At 31.0% G+C, this 1612-nt stretch carries 4 protein-coding genes; all 4 read right to left on the minus strand.

Features of this window, described 5'->3' with window-relative positions; all coding sequences use genetic code 11:
* Window positions 1-112: 112 nt before the first annotated feature.
* Entirely contained in the window at window positions 113-556 is a 444-nt protein-coding gene (gpU, locus tag AC30RD_RS09070; protein ID WP_489494206.1) for a phage tail terminator protein, read from the minus strand.
* Window position 557: 1 nt separating this feature from the next.
* Window positions 558-866 (minus strand): head-tail joining protein, encoded by a 309-nt coding sequence (locus AC30RD_RS09075; protein ID WP_489494208.1) that lies wholly within the window; start codon window positions 864-866, stop codon window positions 558-560.
* Window position 867: 1 nt separating this feature from the next.
* On the minus strand, window positions 868-1179 hold the full coding sequence (locus tag AC30RD_RS09080) for a hypothetical protein (protein WP_489494209.1): 312 nt from the start codon (window positions 1177-1179) through the stop codon (window positions 868-870).
* A gap of 119 nt (window positions 1180-1298) precedes the next feature.
* A complete protein-coding gene (locus tag AC30RD_RS09085; protein WP_489494210.1) occupies window positions 1299-1493 on the minus strand; it encodes a hypothetical protein in 195 nt (64 codons plus the stop codon).
* Window positions 1494-1612 lie beyond the last annotated feature (119 nt).

The raw sequence follows: 1612 nt of genomic DNA on the forward strand, positions 1-1612 counted from the left end.
TCTTGAACTCTTGTGTAGCCCATTTTCAAATAATATTCTTCCATATCTTTTGAAACTGCAATAACGCCATCACCGTTAGGTGTTTTAAGTTCAATAATATTACTTGCCATAATTATACTCCAGTTTGTACTGCATTTTCGACAGTATTATAAGAAATTAAATAGGTCAACCTCATCAATCCTGTCTTTTGACTGGCGGTATCAAATTCAATATCAGTTGAAACTAATTTTGTATCTTTAGCGTGTCCACCACGTGAAATATCAGTTACCATCGCTTCTTCAACTTCTTCTGCAATCGTATCAAGCGTATCATCTATATTTGCTGTACCTCTACAATGTGCTTCGATAATTAAATTTAATGATCTGAATTGAGTTCGTGTATTTTGTCCTATGGTATAATCTTCAACTGTTTCATCTAAAGTATAAACAATTAAAGCTGGAAGATTCCCAGTCTGTAAAGGAAAGTATCTTGTTTCATAAACATTTGAACCAGTTGTAGATAAACTTGTAACTGTTGTAACAACGTGTTCTCTAATTGATTTTCTAACGTGAGCCATATTATCCTGATAATGTAAATCTTGTTACTCCTGTTCCATCAGGAAATATCTCTTTAATATAATAAGTAACTGTATCAATAACAAAAGTATCATTAAATGTTGCCGCAGAAACATCACTTGTTTTACAAGTAAAAACTGGAACTTCTTCTATAATACCAGCTTCGCCTACACTTTGTTCTATTGATTCTTTATCGAAAATACCTTTAACTGTTGAACTCGTACCAGCACTTACATCAGCAAATGTAGCTGATTTAGCAAAATCGTCTGTATCAAAGAATATTGCTCGTTCTGTATCTGATTCTATTGCCATTTTAATTTGCTTTTTTTAAACATTTTGTTAATACTTTAAATAGAAATGGATTGGCCATGAATATTTTTTCGTAACCATCACCTACTGCAACAGCAATAGGTTCTTCGCCTTTCTCATTTACATTTATATTTTCCATATTCATAATTATATGAAATAACTCATGGACTAAAGTATTAAATAACCTTAAACCTTTCAACCTTTTATCTATTTGTAATGTATGTAAATTAGGATCGTATAGACCAAAACAGTCCTTTAATAATACATATTCTACTTTAATTTTTCTTTTACCATACTTGATAAAAGACAATTTCATTAAAATATCAATGTATATAAAACGATAATTGCAATCACAATACCAGCAGATACTTTTGGATTGTTCTTTGCCATTTTAAACCAGCGTTTAAAATAAGTCATCATCATAATCAGACTCCTTTATTTTTTTTTGCGTGAAAATATACTTTTCTTTTTTACAGCTTTATTTTCAGGTTTCTTCATATCTTCAGCAACAGCAATAGCGTGTCCACCACCAATCAAGACATGACCATCTTGTTCAGACGCTTCTACAACTTTACCAGCTTCAGCAAATTCACCTTTAACAAAAGTTTGCTTTAATATTTTTATTTTCATAATTATTCTTTGTATAGAAAAGAAAAGGCGTGGTCAATGCCACGCCTAATCTTGTAAACTCACTAATAATCTAATATTAGCTTGTTAAGTCTTTAATTGCCGCAAAACTTTCTGCGTGT

It is taken from the genome of Nitrosophilus sp. (assembly GCF_982775275.1).